This is a genomic window from Pseudaminobacter soli (ex Zhang et al. 2022) (assembly GCF_014595955.1).
Taxonomy (GTDB): domain Bacteria; phylum Pseudomonadota; class Alphaproteobacteria; order Rhizobiales; family Rhizobiaceae; genus Kumtagia; species Kumtagia pseudosoli.
Genome location: NZ_JABVCF010000008.1, coordinates 221,139 through 238,186, shown reverse-complemented (window position 1 = coordinate 238,186; position 17,048 = coordinate 221,139). Strand labels below are relative to the sequence as shown.

Genomic DNA, 17,048 nt, shown 5'->3' with positions numbered 1-17,048 from the left:
AACCGAAATCAACAAAATGCCAGCTTTCTCCAACATGCCATAATGTGACATCACTGTTGCCAGCGCACATAGTAGGAAGCCGAATATTGCAGATTGGGCTTCCAGGGGGGAAATCCCAGCTTGTGCTGCAATCATAGAGAGTGGGAATTCTGGGGGAGAAAATGAGAAAGTTACTTATCGCATCGGTTTCATGCCTCGTGCTGGCGACTGCCGCGCGGGCGGAAGACGTCAAGATCGGCATCGAAATGGGATTCACCGGGCCCATCGAGACGCTGACGCCGCCGATGGCGCAGGCCGCCGAACTGGCCATGAAGGAGGTCAGCGATTCTGGCCTTTTCCTGGATGGTGCCAAGGTGGTCCCGGTCCGCAACGATGAGACCTGCATCGACGCCGGTGCCGCGACTGCGGCTGCGGAGCGCTTGGTGACGTCGGACAAGGTGTCCGGCATCATCGGCCCGACCTGCTCGGGCGCGACCAGCGCGGTCCTGACCAATGTCGCGATCCCGAACGGCATGGTGCTGATCTCGCCGTCGGCCACGTCGCCGGGCCTGTCGACCATCGACAGCAAGGGCTTGTTTTATCGCACCGCGCCGTCGGATGCCCGCGAAGGCGAGATCCTGGCTCAGATCATGACCGATCGCGGCGTCAAGTCAGCCGTGATCAGCTACACGAACAACGACTATGGCAAGGGGATCGCCTCCTCGATCCAGTCAGCATTCGAGAAACTCGGCGGCAAGATCACGCTGAGCGCCCCACATGAGGACGGCAAGGGCGACTATTCGGCCGAGGTTGGTGCGCTGGCCTCTGCCGGCGGCGATGCGATCGTGGTGGCCGGCTATGCCGACCAGGGCGGTGCCGGAATCGTGCAGACGGTGCTCGATACTGGCGCCTTTTCCAAATTCGTGTTCCCGAACGGCATGTGGGGCGAGAGTCTGCTGGCGAAGTTCGGCTCGCAACTCGACGGCGCCTTCGGCGATCGTCCAGGCTCCGATAGTCCCGGTGCGGCGACGCTGCTGGAAATGACCAAGGCTGCCGGGATCGATGGCAACGCCACCTTCGTGCCGGAGACCTACGACGCGGCAGCCATCATGATGCTCGCCATGCAGGCGGCGGGTTCTGCCAAGCCGGCGGACTACAAGGGCAAGATCATGGACGTGGTCAACGCGCCAGGCGAAAAGATCTACCCCGGCGAACTCGCCAAGGGCCTCAAGATCCTGAAGGAAGGCGGCGATATCGACTATGTCGGCGGCTCGGCAGTGGAGTTCATCGGCAAGGGCGAAAGCGCCGGCTCCTACCGCGAGATCGTCGTCGAAAACGGCGAGATGAAAACCGTCAAGTTCCACTGAGGCTTTGCGATGCATGGCCCGCCGCACCAGCGGCGGGCCATGCTGTTTCGCTGGCAGCGAACGACGCGGCGGTGAGGGGATCGCCGAGACACCAATGATAATTTGCCACGACGTCCACAAGCATTTCGGCGGCTTCCATGCCGTCGACGGCGTTTCACTGGAGATCCCGGCCGGGAAGATCACCGGGCTGATCGGCCCGAACGGCGCCGGCAAGTCGACGCTCTTCAACGTCATCGCCGGGCTTTACCCGCCAACGTCCGGCAGGGTGACGATGGGCGGGGAGGACATCACCGGCCTGCCGCCGCACGAACTGTTCGCCAAGGGCCTGCTGAGAACCTTTCAGATCGCCCGGGAATTCTCCTCCATGAGCGTGCTGGAAAACCTGATGATGGTGCCCGGCAACCAGATCGGCGAAAGCCTGTGGAGCACTTGGACCAATCGCAGCGGCATCGCTCGGGAGGAGGAACGCCTGCGCGCGAAGGCCGAGGATGTGCTTGAATTCCTGACACTGACCCATCTGCGCGACGAGCGGGCCGGCACCATGTCGGGTGGTCAGAAGAAGTTGCTCGAACTTGGCCGCACCATGATGGTGGACGCCCGCGCCGTCTTTCTGGACGAGGTGGGCGCCGGCGTGAACCGGACGCTGCTCAAGACCATCGGGGACGCGATCGTTCGCCTCAACAAGGAGCGCGGCTATACCTTCTGCGTCGTCGAGCACGACATGGATTTCATTGCGCGCCTCTGCGACAGCGTCATCGTCATGGCCGAGGGCAAGGTGCTGGCGCGCGGTGCGCCGGCCGAGATCATCCGCAACGAGCAGGTGATCGAAGCCTATCTCGGCACCGGCCTCAAGAACAGGGTAGTCGCGGCCGGTCCCGCCGTGCTCGGGGCAACTGCACCATGAGGGAAGTGCCCGGCGGCAGCACGACCCCGTTCCTGATCGGCCGGGCAATGACCGGCGGCTATGGCGGGGCCGACATCCTGAACGGCTGCACCATCGCGGTCGAGAAGGGCGAGATCGCGGTCATCGTCGGACCCAATGGCGCGGGCAAGTCCACCGCCATGAAGGCGGTCTTCGGCATGTTGCGGCTCAGGGAGGGCAGCGTCTGGCTGGCCGGCGAGGACATCAGCCGCCTGCAACCGCAGGAACGCGTCGCCAAGGGCATGGCCTTCGTGCCGCAGACTGAGAACGTCTTCACCTCCATGACCGTGGAAGAAAACCTCGAAATGGGCGCCTTCCTGCGGCGCGACGATTTTCGTCCGACCATGGAGCAGGTCTATGCGCTGTTTCCGATCCTGAAGCAGAAGCGCCGCCAGGCCGCGGGCGAACTCTCGGGCGGCCAGCGACAGCAGGTCGCGTTCGGACGGGCGCTGATGACGGAGCCTAGCGTGCTTCTGCTCGACGAACCCACCGCGGGCGTCAGCCCGATCGTCATGGACGAACTGTTCGACCGCATCATCGACGTTGCCCGTACCGGGGTCACCGTGCTGATGGTCGAGCAGAACGCGCGCCAGGCGCTGGAGATCGCCAATCGCGGCTACGTGCTGGTGCAGGGCGCCAACCGCTTCACCGGCACCGGCGCGGAACTGCTGGCCAACCCCGAGGTGCGCAGCACCTTCCTGGGAGGCTGACCGGCATGGACCTCCTCAACGCGCTCGTCGTCTTTGCCAACTTCGTGCTGCTGCCCGGCATCACCTATGGCGCGCAACTCGCGCTGGGCGCACTGGGCGCCACGCTGGTCTATGGCATCTTGCGGTTCTCAAACTTCGCGCATGGCGACACCATGGCCTTTGGCACCATGGCCACCATCTTGGTGATGTGGCTACTGCAGGCGGCGGGCATCGGCTTCGGTTCCCTGCCGACCGCGCTGCTCGCCCTTCCGGCCGGGATTGTCGTCGCCGTGCTCTTCGTGCTTGCGACCGACCGGCTCGTCTACCGCTACTACCGCAGATCCAAGGTCAACTCGCTGACGCTCGTCATGGTGTCGCTCGGCGTCATGTTCGTCATGAACGGCATCGTGCGAACCATCATCGGCGTCGATGACCGGCAGTTCGCCGATGGCGCGCGCTTCGTCTTCACCGCCGCGCAGTTCCGGGAGTGGACAGGGCTGACCGAATCGCTGGCGCTGCGTACCACGCAAGCCGTGACGCTGGTGGTAATCGTATTGGTCGTCGCCTGGCTGCACTGGTTCCTGCGACGCACGCGCACCGGCAAATCCATGCGGGCCTTCTCCGACAACGAGAACCTGGCCCTGCTGTCGGGTGTCAATCCGGAGCGCGTCGTCATGATCGTTTGGATGCTGTCGGCGGCGCTGGCGACGCTGGCCGGCGTGCTTTACGGGCTCGACAAGTCGTTCCGCCCCTTCACCTATTTCCAACTCCTGCTGCCGATCTTTGCCGCCGCGGTGGTCGGCGGCTTCGGCAGTCCGCTGGGCGCCGTCGCAGGCGGCTTCGTCATCGCCTTCTCCGAAATTTTCGTCACCTACAGCTTCAAGAAGGTTTTCGGCTACCTGCTTCCCGTTGACTGGCAGCCGGACGGTCTCGCGCAGCTTCTCACCACGGATTACAAGGTTGCCGTCTCCTTCACCGTGCTGGTGCTCGTCCTGCTGTTCCGGCCAACCGGCATCTTCCGGGGGAAATCCGCATGAGCGTCGCGACAAGGAATGTCCTGCTGTTTGTCGCAGTGGGCGCGCTGATCGTCTCGACGGGCCTGACGCAGAGCTGGAACGCCGCGCTGGCGATCGTCAACATGGGGCTGCTCTCGGCAATCATGGCTCTGGGCGTGAACATACAGTGGGGCTACGCGGGCCTCTACAATGTCGGCACCATGGGTTTCGTGGCGCTGGGCGGACTGGCGGCGGTGCTCGTCTCGATCCCGCCGACCGAAGGCGCCTGGCAGGCTGGCGGATTCCGCATCTTGGTTGCGCTGGTGTTCGGCGCACTGATCATCGCCGCGGCGGCATGGGTCTACAAAATGCTGCCGCGCGGCCGCTGGCGGTTCGTGGCGCTGGCGCCGCTGCTGGTGGCGGGCTTTGTCGTCTACCGGCTGATCCTGGATCCCGCCGCGGCGGCCGTCGAAGCGATCAATCCGGCGCTGCAGGGCAACATCGGTGGCCTCGGCCTGCCGGTGCTGCTCTCCTGGCCGGTAGGCGGCCTGCTGGCGGCCGGCGCGGGATGGTTGATCGGCAAGACCGCGCTCGGCCTGCGCTCCGATTATCTCGCCATCGCCACGCTCGGCATTGCCGAGATCGTCATCGCAGTGCTGAAGAACGAGGACTGGCTGGGTCGCGGCGTCAAGAACATCGTCGATATCCCACGGCCGGTGCCCTACGAGATCGACCTGCAGCAGAGCCAGGGCTTTCTCTCCTTCGTGTCCGGTATCGGCGCCGACCCGGCCGCCGCCTCGGGTATCGTCGTGAAGCTGCTCTATGCCGGCTTGTTCCTCGCCGTGCTGCTGATCCTGATCTGGCTTTCCCAGGCGGCGCTGAACTCGCCGTGGGGCCGCATGATGCGCGCTATCCGTGACAACGAGGTGGCGGCTGCCGCGATGGGCAAGGACGTGACCCGCCGCCACCTCCAGGTCTTTGTGCTCGGCTGTGCCGTGCTCGGTATCGCGGGCGCCATGCTCGCCACGCTGGAAGGCCAACTGACGCCCGGCGCTTACCAGCCGCTGCGTTTTACCTTCCTTATCTGGGTGATGGTCGTGGTCGGCGGTTCGGGCAGCAATCTCGGCGCCGTGCTTGGCGGCTTCCTGATCTGGTACCTGTGGGTGCAGGTGGAGCCGTGGGGCAATGGCCTGATCAACCTGATCACTGCCGGCATGGCGGAGGGTTCGCAGTTCAAGCAGCATCTGATCGACAGCGCCGCCCACATGCGCCTCGTTGTGATGGGCGTCATCCTGATCCTGATGCTGAGGTTCAGGCCGCAGGGCCTGATCCCCGGCAAGTGATTTCTCGCGGCCCCAAGAGGCGGATCGGCGTTCAGGCGCGGGTCGAGGCAGTCACCTCGATCTCGACTTTGGCACCGGGCGTCGGGATCTGGCAGATCAGCAGCGTGTTCGTGGGCCGGATGTCACGAAAGGTCTCGCCGAGCACCACCGCAACATCCTTCAGGAAAGCCGCGTCGGTGATGTAGACGCGGCAGGCCACCGCGTTCTTCAGCCCGGCATCGGCCTTCTCCAAAGTAGCGGCGATCGATGCCAGCGCGTTGCGCGCCTGCTGCCCGGCGTCCTCGGGCATCGCCCCGGTGACCGGGTCCTGGCCCAGGGTTCCGGAGACATAAATGGTCGGCCCGTCGATGACCGCCTTGGCATAGCCGGCGAACTCTTCCGAGGGCGCCCCTGAGAAAATCCGGTTCTTCATTGCAACTCCTGTCTTGCGCGGCGGGACTGTAGACAAGGCCGCGCGACGCGGAACGGCGAAGCCTTGCGCGATCGGACGAAACTTTTGGGCGGAAGGCCTTTCAGGGGAAGAGCCGGGCGAGTTCTGAGGCGGCGCCCGCCGCTTCGAGGATGGCTGTCAGGGCAGGGCGATCCCGGGAGGTGAGCTCCACGCCAGAGGCTCTGAAGAAGCCAGCCAGATTTTCCGCCATCGCAGCGGCGGAGCCGGCACCGTCCGCCGAACCGCAGAGCGCGTCGGTGCGGTCTGCCAACATCAGTAGTTCGGCATGTTCGCAGTCGATCTCTGCCGAAAGCACAGTCTTGTAGAGTGCGGCGGCCTCCGGCCGTTTCGGAGCATCGACGTCAGGCTTGAGACGCCGCCTTGCGGCGCGGACCGGCAGCACCACGGCTTGATGCCATTCCCTTGCTGCGGTGGCGATGGCAGGCATGTGGTCGCCGAGCGGCCTGCCGCACACCGAACCCCGCCAGAGGCAGAACAGCATGAACGTCACGTCGATCCCATGCCGCTCCTGCAATTCCAGGCAGGCCGGCGCGATGCCCGGCGCTCCGTAGAGGCGCGTGACAAAATCCCAGGCCGGATGGGCTGGGAACGCGGTCATCCGCCACCCCAGTGGCGGGCGATGTCGCGGGCGGCGCGCTCGCCGCTCGCCGCAGCACCCGTGACCAGCGCCTGCGCCAGATAGTCGCCGCAGAAATAGACTCTTCGCCGCGTTGCCGACTGCCGGTCCCGGAAGGCGGCCATGGCGCGGCCGTAGCCCGGATAGAAGAGCGGCAGCATGCGTTCGATCCACTGGCCGTGCCGATCGACGCAGTCACGGTCGAGGCTTGGATAAAGCTCGCGCACGCGCTCACTCACCACTTCGTCGAGCCGGTCGGTCATACCGCGCCCCTTGGCTTCGTGCGTCGCTTCCGGCGAAAGTTGCGCGTAAAGTTGCGGCGCCTGTCCCGTCGCCTCGTTGCCCGGCACCTGCTGCCATGTGGTGAGGGTGTTGGCAGCCTCGCGTGTAAAGAACTGCATTTTCGGCTCGACCTGCCGGTTTAGCCGGTAATGCACGATGCCGAGGGAATTGTAGCGGACGCCAGCGAGAAAAACTCGCTCGTCCGGCGGCAGATCGGGAAACAGCGCGGCCGCGACCGAGCCCTCGGTGGCACAGATGACCAGATCGGCATCGTAGCCAATCGCATCACCGTTTCGTTCCGCTCGGATATGACAGGGACCGCTTTCATGCATTTCCACCGCGACGACGCGCGTGGCGCAGTCGATCGCGAGGCCCCGCGCCAGTGCGTCGGGCAGCCGCCCCATGCCGCCCTTGAAGACATGAACCGTGTCGTGCCCGACCAGATGCGGCGCGGTCGAGGCGAAGAATGCGGCCGAGACCTCCTCCGGGTTCCAACTGCGCGTGCCGCGAAAGATCGGCTCTAGCATGCGCTCTAGCACGTTCGGCCCCAGCCGAGTGCGGATGTGGTCGGCCAAGGTCACGCCGTCTGCGGCGGGCATAGAGGCCGCGTCGTCGGGATCGGCGCTGCGGCGCGCGGCGAGGGTGTTCAGGCCGAACGACAGGAAGCGCAAGCGCTCGCCGACGGACAGGCCCGGCGTGAGCAGGCTCTGCAAACTCGGCATCAGTTCCACCGTCCAGCGTCCGTCTGTGCCGACGCATTCGGCCGAGAGACGGCGTACCGGGACCAACGCTTCTGTCAGGCCGACTTCGTCGAGCAACGCGTTGAATGGCGGGCTGAAGCCGTAGACGAGTCGCGCGCCGGCATTGAAGCGGATGCCGCGAATCTCCCTGTCGCCGACACGGCCACCAGCTACTTCCGCAGCCTCCAGCACGCGCACCGAATGGCCGGCCTGGCTGAGCCGCCGCGCAGCGACCAGCCCGGCGATGCCCGCGCCGACGACGATGATCCTCTTGCCGGTCATGCCAGCGGCATTCCGAAGCGCCGCATCAGGTCAGCCACTGGCTCAGATCGATGGCATCCTCGCCGGGGATGCGCTTGCGCGCGAACTCGGCCTCCCGACCGAAAGGCAAGGTGGCGTCGATGCACAGCCGCCCCCAGTGGTCCTTGTGCGGGTCGCGGTAGAAGCCCGGAATATCGTTCAGGATCATCGCGCGCGTGTCTGCACGTCCGCGTGTCATGTAGGCCCACATCACGTCATCGAGGTCGTAAATGTCGACATCCTCGTCGACCACGATGACCACCTTGTTGTAGTCGAGATACGATCCCAGCGCGGCCAGGATGGCGTGCTTGCCCTGGCCTTCGTAGGTTTTCCGGATCTTGATGATGGAGATCATCACGTTCGGCCGGCAGCAAACGTCGAGGACGCCCGGCACTTGCGCGGCGACATGGCGATAGACGCGGGCGGCCGTCACCGCCTCCAGCGGCCTCAGATCCTCCGGCGAGCCGCAGACCAGCCCATGGAAAACCGCGCCGGGGCGGTAGCTGACATGGCTGACCTCGAAGACGTGGTTGTCGCCGACACCGACATAGTTGCCCATGAACTCGCCGAACGGGCCCTCGGGCCGCTTGACGTTCGGCAGGAAACGGCCCTCGACGACGATGTCGCAGGATGCCGGCACATCCAGTCCGATCGTCTTGCAGGGGCGCATGGCGACCTTGCCGCCGCTGATCTGCGCGGCCATCACCAGTTCCGACGCCTCATAGGGTAGCGAGGCGCAGGCGGCCATGAAGATCTCCGGCGGGCAGGAGAGCAGCAGCGCCGCCTCCAGCGCTTCGCCGCGGGACTCAGCCTTGGCCTGGTAGCGGGCAAGATCGTGGGTGGAGCCAAGGCGGACGCGCAACTCCTCGTCGGAAACCTGCATCGAGCGGTGGAACGAAAGGTTCGGCACGCCGCTGTCCGGTTCGCGCGCCAGGAAGATAGCTGAGGTGAAATAAGGCCCCGCATCGCGCTCGTGATAGGTGATGGCCGGCAGGTCCGACAGCTTGCCGTCCCGGAATTCCTGCTCCACCGAGGCAGGCGCCTGCTCCAGCACGTCGGCGTCGCGTCCGGCGATGCAGGCGTCGGTCAGTTCAATCCAACGCTGGCAGAACGTCTTGTCGCCCGCACCGACCAGCCGGCACAGCCGCTCGTGGCTGCCGTAAAGATTGGAGACGACCGGAAACTCCGTTCCGTCGACGTTCTCGAACAGCACTGCCTGCTCGCCGGTTTTCTGAACAGCCTTCGTGACGGCGGCAAGCTGATGACGCGGGTCCACCAGACGGCGCACCACGGCGAGTTCGCCCCGCCCGGCAAGGTCTTCAATGAATCGCCGCATGTCCGTCTCCTTCTTCGGCCGACCAGTTAAGACAGTTGCGGCGGCGGATGACAGCCCGGGATTGTTCCTCGCCGCCGGATCTTTGTCGAATTCGGCAATAGCACAGACGGCCCCCTATGCAGGGGAGGGCCGCTTGGCCAATCTCCGCTGAACCGAAGAGGATGCCGAATGACCCGCACCATCCCTATCCGCAATCCCCGCACCGGCGCGAACGACTATGCCATCACCCCGCTGGACCGCGGCCAGTTGGAGGCGCGCTGCAGAAAACTGCGCGCCGGGCAGGCGGCATGGCTGGCGCTCGGCATCGAGGGCCGCGCGAAGGCGATGCTGGAACTCTGCGATGCCGTCGATCGGCACTACGACGCGATCCTCGCCGCCCTTTGCGCCGACACCGGCCGCTACGAATGGTCGGTCAACGAGATCGAGGGGCTGAAGGGCATCACCCGCATGCGCTGCGCCACGGCCGAGGAGGCGCTGGCGGAGGCGAGCGGTGGCTCGTCCGATCCAACGCTGCGCTTTCAGCAGCAGCACGTGCCCTACGAACTGGTCGGCATCATCTCGCCGTGGAACTATCCGCTGATCCTGTGCATGATCGACGCCATCACCGCTCTGCTGGCGGGCTCCGCCGTCGCCATCAAGCCATCGGAGGTGACGCCGCGCTTCATCCAGCCGTTCCGGGCGGCGATTGCCGAGGTCGAGCACTTGCGCGACGTGCTCGACGTGTTCGAGGGCGACGGGGAGACGGGCGGCATGATCGTCGATCTCACGGACACGCTGGTCTTCACCGGTTCCGTCCGCACCGGCCGCAAGGTGCAGGAGCGCGCCGCCTCGCAGTTCAAGACCGTGTTCCTCGAACTCGGCGGCTCCGATCCTGCGGTGGTGCTGGACAGCGCCGAGCCCGACTTCGCCGCCGAGATCATCGTGCGCGGATCGGTCGAGAATTCCGGTCAGCTTTGCTGCGCCATCGAGCGCGTCTATGTCCAGCGTGGTGTCTATGACGCGGTGTGCGAACGCGTCGTGTCGCGCATGCAGGCACTGCGTATGAACACTGACGACATCAAGGAGGGCGAACTCGGCCCGATCATCTTCGCCCGCCAGGCAGAAATCCTGCGCGAGCAGATCGCCGACGCCCTTGCAAAGGGCGCCAGGGTGCTGACCGGCGGCAAGGTCGTGGAGCATGGCGGCGGTCTGTGGTGCGAGCCGACCGTGCTGGTTGACGTGACCCAGGACATGGCGATCATGCGCGATGAGACCTTCGGCCCTATCGTGCCGATCATGGCCTTCGACACGGAGGATGAAGCGGTTCGGCTCGCCAACGACACCGAGTTCGGCCTGTCGGCCGCGGTGATCGGCGAAGAGGCGAAGGCGATCGCGATCGGCGGCCGCATCAATGCCGGGGGCATGTGGATCAACGACTTCGACACGATGGGCGGCGTCGGGGCACGGGCCGAAAAGACTGCCTTCGGGTGCTCCGGCCTGGGCGGAACCCGCTATGGCTACGGCGGCTTCCGTAGATTCTTGCGCAAGAAGGCGATAGTGATCCGCTGCTGTCGCAGCCTGAGCAGGATGTAACATGCGCGTCAGGAGCCATCTTTGAGCCCGCCCAGGCGCATCGTCGTCGGTATCTCCGGCGCTTCCGGCGTCATCTACGGTGTGCGCATGCTGGAGGCCCTGCGCGCCGCCGGCGTCGAGACGCACATGGTCATGTCGCGCTCTGCCGAGATCACCCTTGCCCACGAAACTGACTTCAAGGTGGCCGAAGTCCGGGCGCTGGCCGATCATTGGTACCAGCAGGCCGATATCGGCGCGGGGATAGCCTCGGGATCCTTCCGGGCCATGGGCATGGTGATCGCACCCTGTTCCATCCGTTCCATGTCCGAGATCGCCACGGGCGTGACGACGGGACTGCTGACGCGCGCGGCGGATGTGATGCTGAAGGAGCGGCGGCGGCTCGTGCTGATGGTTCGCGAGACGCCTTTTCATCTCGGCCACCTGCGCACGATGACGCAACTCGCCGAGATGGGGGCCGTCGTCGCCCCGCCGCTGCCCGCCTTCTATGCTCGGCCGACCAGCCTGGAGGAGATGGTCGACCATTCCATCGGCCGGGTTCTGGATCTTTTCGGCATCGACAGCGGCCTGGTCCGCCGTTGGAAGGATCCGGCCTGACTTCTAGCCACCATTTGGACGATGGCCTATTCTCGAGGCGCGCAAGCGACCGGAGAGAAGGCATGGGGGAAATCGGCGGCGTAGCCAAGCAGAAGGGCCTGTTCCGCGCCTTTCTCGGCGAAGCCACCGTCGCCTCCGTGTTCAGGCGTCTCGATAGTGCACAGTTTGCGAAAATCACCGACGAGCGACTCCAACTGTCTCACGCCCGAGTCGATCTTCACGGAGAGGACGGGACCGGGTTCTGGCGGTTCCTTTCGCTCGGAGGAGACGTTTTCGTCGTTCTGACCGACTGCACCTTCGCCACCGTGCGCCACGAGCACGTCGCCGCCGAGGGCCTGGTAGAATTTCATTTCCTGCTCGAGGGACCGGTGGAGCTCAACCTGCCACAGAAGCATCCGACCGCGCCGTCTAACGTCTCGCTCATGGCCTGCCAGCAGGCATCGGGGATGGTCTACGACGTCATCTGCCAACCGGGCGCCTATAGGATGGCAAGCCTCTATGTCCGCCCGGCCTTGCTCGAGCAGAGCTTCTGCCTGAATGCGGGGCAGGGGATGGCGCGGCAACTGCTCTATCCGGCCGAGGGCACCATGGCGATGACCGAGCAGAAGATCGACCTCGAATTCCTGCGCGTGCTGCGCGATCTATTCAGCATCGGCTACGAGACGGCTCGCGCATTGCCGCTGTCTGCGGCGCGGATCATAGAGCTTCTGGTGCTTTCGGTCGACGCGATCGACCGCAGCGGCAGGGCCGAGGAGCAATCGATCGTTTTCACCGCTCGCGAACTCGCCATGTTCAGCCGTGCGCGAGAAGTGCTGGCGACCAATTTTTCGGAAACGCACACCATTCCGAGTTTGGCGCGCCGGCTCGGCACCAACGCGACCAAGCTCAAGAGCGGTTTCAGGCTGTTGTACGGCACGACCATCTTCGCCTATCGCAACCGCCACCGCATGGACCGCGCCATGGAACTGCTGATCGACAAGCAACTGCCGATCGCGGCCGTCGCCCACGCCGTCGGCTTTCGCCACCAGGCCAGCTTCACTTCGGCCTTCAGGGGGCATTTCGGGTTCACCCCGAAGCAGGCTCGCCAGCGGGTGGAATCCGCTACGGACCGCTGACCGCGAGATGGGTGGCGGTCGTCCCTCAACGACCGGCCGTGAATGGTCCGGAACTGGCTTCCGCAACGATGCTGGACGTTAGATGCCGCCAGCTCACACATTGAGCTGGCGATGGGTTAGCCTCAAGGAGCGTCTCGATCATCCCGCCGGCATGCTGACTGGCTAAAGGATTCTCCGAGAGGCTCCACTCCTAGGCGGGTCACTACCCTAGAAATCCTTGCAGAGCCGCAGACTATCAAAAAGTGCAGCATGGATGTTGCGGCTGGCAACCGCATCCCCCACTCTGAACAACATGTACTTGCCGTCCGGATTGGAGACAGTTGCCTGTGGCCGCCCCTCCATCAAGGCATTGTAATCGACCGCGCCCTGGTTCAGCGATCGTTCCTTCAGTTCCAAGTAGAGTTCGTCGTTGGGCAGCGTTCCGTTGTCGCTTACGACCTGATCAACCTCCCGCGTCTCTTCCTCGAGCGTGTACTCGTTGCGCAAGGTGGCGACCAGGCTGTTGCCAGCGGGTTTTACGCTCAGCAATCTCCTGTCAGGTGAGATGGAGACGCCGTTCTTGTACAAATGTGAGAGGTAAACGGGGAAGTTATAGGCTCCGGCCTCAACGCCGAGGTGACGTTCCGGGGTAACGACCTCCAGTTTCTTGCCGGCCTGTGACAAGTGGTCCGCGCCGCTGATTCCCGAATCTGCACCCTGGTCGTCGAACATCAGCACGCGCTCTCCGATCTCTACGCGGCCGCCCAGAATATCCCACGTGCTATAGACATGCTCCGCGCCCTCGATATCGCCGACGTTGGGGAATCCTCCGGTTGCAACAACGACGATATCGGGAGAAAAGCCTTCAATCATCGTGGAGTCGGCCATGTAACCGAGCCAGATATCGACCCCTAGCTTACGGCATTGGTCCTCAAGCCATTGCGAGACGGTCTGCAGATCCTGGCGCCAGTTCACCTTCGAGGCGATGTTGATCTGGCCTCCGACTTGGGGCTCGGCCTCGATCAATGTCACCTTATGACCGCGCTCGGCTGACACGCGCGCTGCCTCGAGGCCGGCCGGTCCGGCACCGACGACCACCACGCGCTTTTGCGTATCCGCCTTCGGCACGACATGGGGCATTGTCGCCTCGCGCCCCGTTGCGGGATTTTGGATGCAAAGAGCTTCTCCTCCGGCGTAGATCCGGCTGATGCAGTAGTTGGCTCCGACGCAGGGGCGGATGTCGCTCTCGCGGCGCTCGGTCAGCTTCCGCACCATATGCGGATCAGCAATCTGGGCGCGCGTCATGCCTACGAGGTCAATGAGACCGTCCTCGACTGCGCGCGCTGCGGTGGCGAAGTCCAAAATCCGGTTGGCATGAAGCACGGGGACTGAAACAGCGGCCTTAATCTTCCCGGCCATATCCAGATATGGGGCAAGCGGGGTACCCATGCTCGGCATCGACATCGATGCCGTCCGCCAGTTGTACACCGTACTTGCCATGATATTCAGATAGTCGACAGCGCCCGCGTCAGAGAATGCCTTGGCGATCTCAAGACAATCCTCCTGATCGAGTCCCGATTCGAAGAACTCGTCCGCGGTGATACGCACACCGAGCACCAGCCTGTCACCCAGGCCGCGCCGCACCGCATCGATGATTTGGAGAGGGAAGCGGAGGCGGTTCTCTAGACTTCCGCCGTATTGATCAGTGCGTTTGTTCACCGCAGGCGAGAGGAATTGCATCCCGATCTGTCCGCCCGCGAATAGCAACTCGATGCCGTCCAGCCCTGCAGCCTCGGCACGCTGGCCGGCAGCCTGGAAGTCATGCAGGATGCGTTCGAAATCCCAGTCCTCCATTTCCCTCGGGAACGAGCGATGCTGGGCTTCCCGAACCGCCGATGGGCTCACCGGCGCCATCCATGCGCCCGTATCCCAACGGCCGCGCCGCCCGGCGTGGGAGATTTGGCAGAAAACGGCCGCCCCATGGTCGTGTACGGCATCGACCAAGGACTTGATGTGCGGAATGGCCCGATCTTCGGCGAGCGTAAGCTGACCGAACGGCGCAGCAGAATCCGTCGATACGGCGGTCGAGCCACCGATCATCGTCAGCGCCACTCCACCTTTTGCCTTCTCGACATGGTACAGGCGATACCTCTCCCCTGCCAGCGACTGAACGCTGTATCCGGGAGCATGCGCCGTGCTCACAATGCGGTTGCGTAGCGTCAGCCCGCGCAATTGGAATGGTTGGAGGAGAACGTCGTACGCAGACATGGCGATGATCCTGATTACGCGATATTTTTTCGCGAAGGCTCGGGCGTCCGGAACTTCCGAGACGCTCTGCCGACGCCGTGACGATCCGATGTGCGTGACTAGTCCGATCTTCAGGGATCGGTGCGGGCGAACTCGATGTACAGCTCTCTCAGTCTCAAGCTCAGCGGGCCGGGTCTTCCGTCCGCCACGGGCCTTCCATCTATCCGCACGATCGGCTGGACGAAGGTCGATGCACTGGTCATGAAAGCCTCCCGAGCCTGCAGGGCCTCGTCGACTGTGAATGGTCGCCGCTCAATGGTGAGGTTCATCTCCGCCACCAATTGCAGGGTGGCCTTCGCCGTGCATCCCGGAAGCACTGCGCTGGAGTCGGACCTTGTCACCAGCGCGCCATGCTCGGTGATGATGAAGGCCGTCGACGAGCCGCCCTCCGTCACGTAGCCGTCCTCGATCATCCATGCTTCGTCGCAGCCTGCCTCGGCCGCGATTTGCTTGGCCAGAACCTGCGCCAGCAGAGCTACGCTCTTGATGTCACGACGCCCCCAGCGGATGTCATCGACGCATGCGACCGAAATCCCCTCCCGGCTGGAGGGCGCGTTGGCGATGTCCTTTTCCTGCGTGAACATCACCAGGGTCGGGGTGACATCTTTCGGGAATAGAAAGTTCCGCTCTGCCGTGCCGCGGGTGACCTGGAGATAGACCATCCCGTTCCGAAGGTTATTGCGCTCCACCAACTCCTTCTGCACGGCCTCTATCTGGTCCGTTGATAGCGGCAGCGGGAGACGGATCTCGCGGCAACTGCGTTCGAGCCGCGCCAGATGGCTGTCGTTGTCCACCAACCTACCGTCGAGTACGGCGGTGACCTCGTAGATCCCGTCAGCGAAGAGGAAACCGCGGTCGAGAATAGAGACTCGTGCTTCCTCTATCGGAACGAACTCGCCATTGACGTAAGCAATTCGTCTCAATGCCTGATCCCCCCGGTTTCAGCTTTGGTCGGCTCTCAGGAATTCAACGGTCCCTGAAACCTCTTCAGGAACGCACGCAGCCGCTCCGTTTGCGGATTACTCATCAGTTCCTGGGGCTTTCCGCTTTCGAGGACGCGCCCTTGATCGAAGAAATAGAGTGTATCCGCCACGTCGCGGGCGAAGGCCAACTCGTGCGTTACGACGAGGAGCGTACGGCCTTCCTTCGCCAAGTCCTTGATGACGGCCAGGACTTCCCCGACCAACTCTGGGTCCAAGGCAGATGTCGCCTCGTCGAACAGGAGCACGCGAGGGTTCATCGCGAGCGCACGCGCGATCGCCACCCGTTGAGCCTGACCGCCGGACAACTGCCCGGGATAGGCATCGGCCTTGTGCCTGAGGTCCACCCGCTCGAGCAGTTTGAGGGCCAGACCCTCGGCTTCCTCGCGCTTGAGACCGTTTACGATTGTCGGCGCGAGCGAGACGTTCCGCAGCGCGGTCATGTGGGGAAACAGGTCGAAGCTTTGGAAAACCATGGCCATCGACTTCCGGAACCGGAGCGCTTGGTCCTCACCGGATGCCATCTTGTCATTGGCGAAGGTGACGGTGTCTCCGCCAATCCTCATAGACCCCTCGGTCGGAGTTTCGAGCAGGTTCAGGCACCTCAGAAAGGTCGACTTCCCGCACCCGCTTGATCCGATAATTGCTGCTGTGCGGCCCTCTTCAAGCGTCAGGCTTACGTCATCGACGGCGACGGTCGTGCCATATGTCTTCCGGAGGGAGCGTACTTCGATAAAGTTGACCGACATCAGCGTGAACTCCTGTAGTCGAACCGACGCTCGACCTGGTGCGCGATCGATGCCATGGGCCATATCAGGATGATGTATAGGAGCGCTGCAAACGTGAATACTTCCAGCGGCCGGTAGGTTTCTGACGTCAGCGCGGACGCTGTGAACATGATGTCATGCACTGCAACGACCGAAAGCAGGGAGGTATTCTTGAACTGAATGATCGATTGATTGACGATGGCCGGGGTCATCCGCCGGAACGTCTGTGGCAGGATGACATGGTACATCGTCTGCCAGTGGGACATGCACAGGGAACGGCAGGCGTTCCATTGGCCCTTCTCAATCGACTGGATGCCGCCTCTGAAGATCTCGGCGGAGAAAGCGGCCATGTAGAGCGTGAGGCCGCAACCCGCAGCCAACCAAGCCGGCATGTTGATGTTGAGCGCCATTGGAAACGCGTAGTAGAACCACACGATCTGGATGAGTGCGGGCGTGCAGCGGAAAACTCCGATGAACAGAGAAACGGCCCGCCGTGCGATCCATATCCGACTGACCAGCAGCAGGCCGAGGATCAGACCCAGAAGGAGCCCTGCAACAGTGGTTGCGACGCCGTAAGCGACGGTGACGCCGATCGCCGTCATCCATGCGCTTGGGTCCCATACTGCCGACCAATCGAATTCGTAGCTCATCTGTCTTTTCCGAAAAATCCGGTAGGCGGTTGGCCCCCATTGCCTGGCGGCCAACCGTGCTCAA

The 17,048-nt window shown here is 63.7% G+C and carries 16 protein-coding genes; 8 read left to right on the top strand and 8 right to left on the bottom strand.

Annotated features, from left to right (window positions below):
• Window positions 1-161: 161 nt before the first annotated feature.
• From HUI96_RS16540 to HUI96_RS16520, 5 genes are all read left to right on the top strand, one after another.
• Entirely contained in the window at window positions 162-1,346 is a 1,185-nt protein-coding gene (locus HUI96_RS16540) for an ABC transporter substrate-binding protein (RefSeq protein ID WP_188255771.1), read from the top strand.
• A gap of 94 nt (window positions 1,347-1,440) precedes the next feature.
• Window positions 1,441-2,250 (top strand): ABC transporter ATP-binding protein, encoded by an 810-nt coding sequence (locus HUI96_RS16535; protein ID WP_188255770.1) that lies wholly within the window; start codon window positions 1,441-1,443, stop codon window positions 2,248-2,250.
• A complete protein-coding gene (locus HUI96_RS16530) occupies window positions 2,247-2,978 on the top strand; it encodes an ABC transporter ATP-binding protein (protein WP_188255769.1) in 732 nt (243 codons plus the stop codon). Before HUI96_RS16535 ends, HUI96_RS16530 begins: the two co-directional genes overlap by 4 nt.
• A gap of 5 nt (window positions 2,979-2,983) precedes the next feature.
• Window positions 2,984-3,994: a branched-chain amino acid ABC transporter permease gene (locus tag HUI96_RS16525; protein ID WP_188255768.1), complete on the top strand. Its 1,011-nt coding sequence runs from the start codon at window positions 2,984-2,986 to the stop codon at window positions 3,992-3,994.
• The gene (locus HUI96_RS16520) at window positions 3,991-5,295 is read left to right on the top strand and encodes a branched-chain amino acid ABC transporter permease (protein WP_188255767.1); all 1,305 of its coding nucleotides are present in this window, start codon (window positions 3,991-3,993) and stop codon (window positions 5,293-5,295) included. The genes HUI96_RS16525 and HUI96_RS16520 overlap by 4 nt, the downstream gene beginning before the upstream one ends.
• Before the next feature lie 31 nt (window positions 5,296-5,326).
• On the opposite strand, the gene HUI96_RS16515 is transcribed toward HUI96_RS16520, so the two are convergent.
• The 4 genes from HUI96_RS16515 to HUI96_RS16500 form a co-directional block, all read right to left on the bottom strand.
• Window positions 5,327-5,707, bottom strand: coding sequence for a RidA family protein (locus HUI96_RS16515; RefSeq protein ID WP_188255766.1), 381 nt, complete (start codon window positions 5,705-5,707; stop codon window positions 5,327-5,329).
• A gap of 100 nt (window positions 5,708-5,807) precedes the next feature.
• On the bottom strand, window positions 5,808-6,344 hold the full coding sequence (locus tag HUI96_RS16510) for a TIGR02444 family protein (protein WP_188255765.1): 537 nt from the start codon (window positions 6,342-6,344) through the stop codon (window positions 5,808-5,810).
• Window positions 6,341-7,666: a protoporphyrinogen/coproporphyrinogen oxidase gene (locus HUI96_RS16505; protein WP_188255764.1), complete on the bottom strand. Its 1,326-nt coding sequence runs from the start codon at window positions 7,664-7,666 to the stop codon at window positions 6,341-6,343. The genes HUI96_RS16510 and HUI96_RS16505 overlap by 4 nt, the downstream gene beginning before the upstream one ends.
• Window positions 7,667-7,691: 25 nt before the next feature.
• The gene (locus HUI96_RS16500) at window positions 7,692-9,020 is read right to left on the bottom strand and encodes a UbiD family decarboxylase (RefSeq protein WP_188255763.1); all 1,329 of its coding nucleotides are present in this window, start codon (window positions 9,018-9,020) and stop codon (window positions 7,692-7,694) included.
• 168 nt (window positions 9,021-9,188) lie between these two features.
• Here HUI96_RS16500 and HUI96_RS16495 point away from each other — a divergent pair, with 168 nt between their 5' ends.
• From HUI96_RS16495 to HUI96_RS16485, 3 genes are all read left to right on the top strand, one after another.
• Window positions 9,189-10,592, top strand: coding sequence for an aldehyde dehydrogenase family protein (locus HUI96_RS16495; protein ID WP_188255762.1), 1,404 nt, complete (start codon window positions 9,189-9,191; stop codon window positions 10,590-10,592).
• 21 nt (window positions 10,593-10,613) lie between these two features.
• Window positions 10,614-11,186 (top strand): UbiX family flavin prenyltransferase, encoded by a 573-nt coding sequence (locus HUI96_RS16490; RefSeq protein ID WP_188255761.1) that lies wholly within the window; start codon window positions 10,614-10,616, stop codon window positions 11,184-11,186.
• A 62-nt stretch (window positions 11,187-11,248) separates the two neighbouring features.
• Window positions 11,249-12,301: a helix-turn-helix transcriptional regulator gene (locus HUI96_RS16485; protein ID WP_188255760.1), complete on the top strand. Its 1,053-nt coding sequence runs from the start codon at window positions 11,249-11,251 to the stop codon at window positions 12,299-12,301.
• 207 nt (window positions 12,302-12,508) lie between these two features.
• On the opposite strand, the gene HUI96_RS16480 is transcribed toward HUI96_RS16485, so the two are convergent.
• The 4 genes from HUI96_RS16480 to HUI96_RS16465 form a co-directional block, all read right to left on the bottom strand.
• Window positions 12,509-14,548, bottom strand: a complete 2,040-nt coding sequence (locus tag HUI96_RS16480) for an NADH:flavin oxidoreductase (protein WP_188255759.1) — start codon at window positions 14,546-14,548, stop codon at window positions 12,509-12,511.
• A gap of 110 nt (window positions 14,549-14,658) precedes the next feature.
• Window positions 14,659-15,510 (bottom strand): D-amino-acid transaminase, encoded by an 852-nt coding sequence (locus HUI96_RS16475; protein WP_188255758.1) that lies wholly within the window; start codon window positions 15,508-15,510, stop codon window positions 14,659-14,661.
• A gap of 35 nt (window positions 15,511-15,545) precedes the next feature.
• Window positions 15,546-16,316: an amino acid ABC transporter ATP-binding protein gene (locus HUI96_RS16470; protein WP_188255757.1), complete on the bottom strand. Its 771-nt coding sequence runs from the start codon at window positions 16,314-16,316 to the stop codon at window positions 15,546-15,548.
• Window positions 16,316-16,984 (bottom strand): amino acid ABC transporter permease, encoded by a 669-nt coding sequence (locus tag HUI96_RS16465; protein ID WP_188255756.1) that lies wholly within the window; start codon window positions 16,982-16,984, stop codon window positions 16,316-16,318. The genes HUI96_RS16470 and HUI96_RS16465 overlap by 1 nt, the downstream gene beginning before the upstream one ends.
• Window positions 16,985-17,048: the final 64 nt, after the last annotated feature.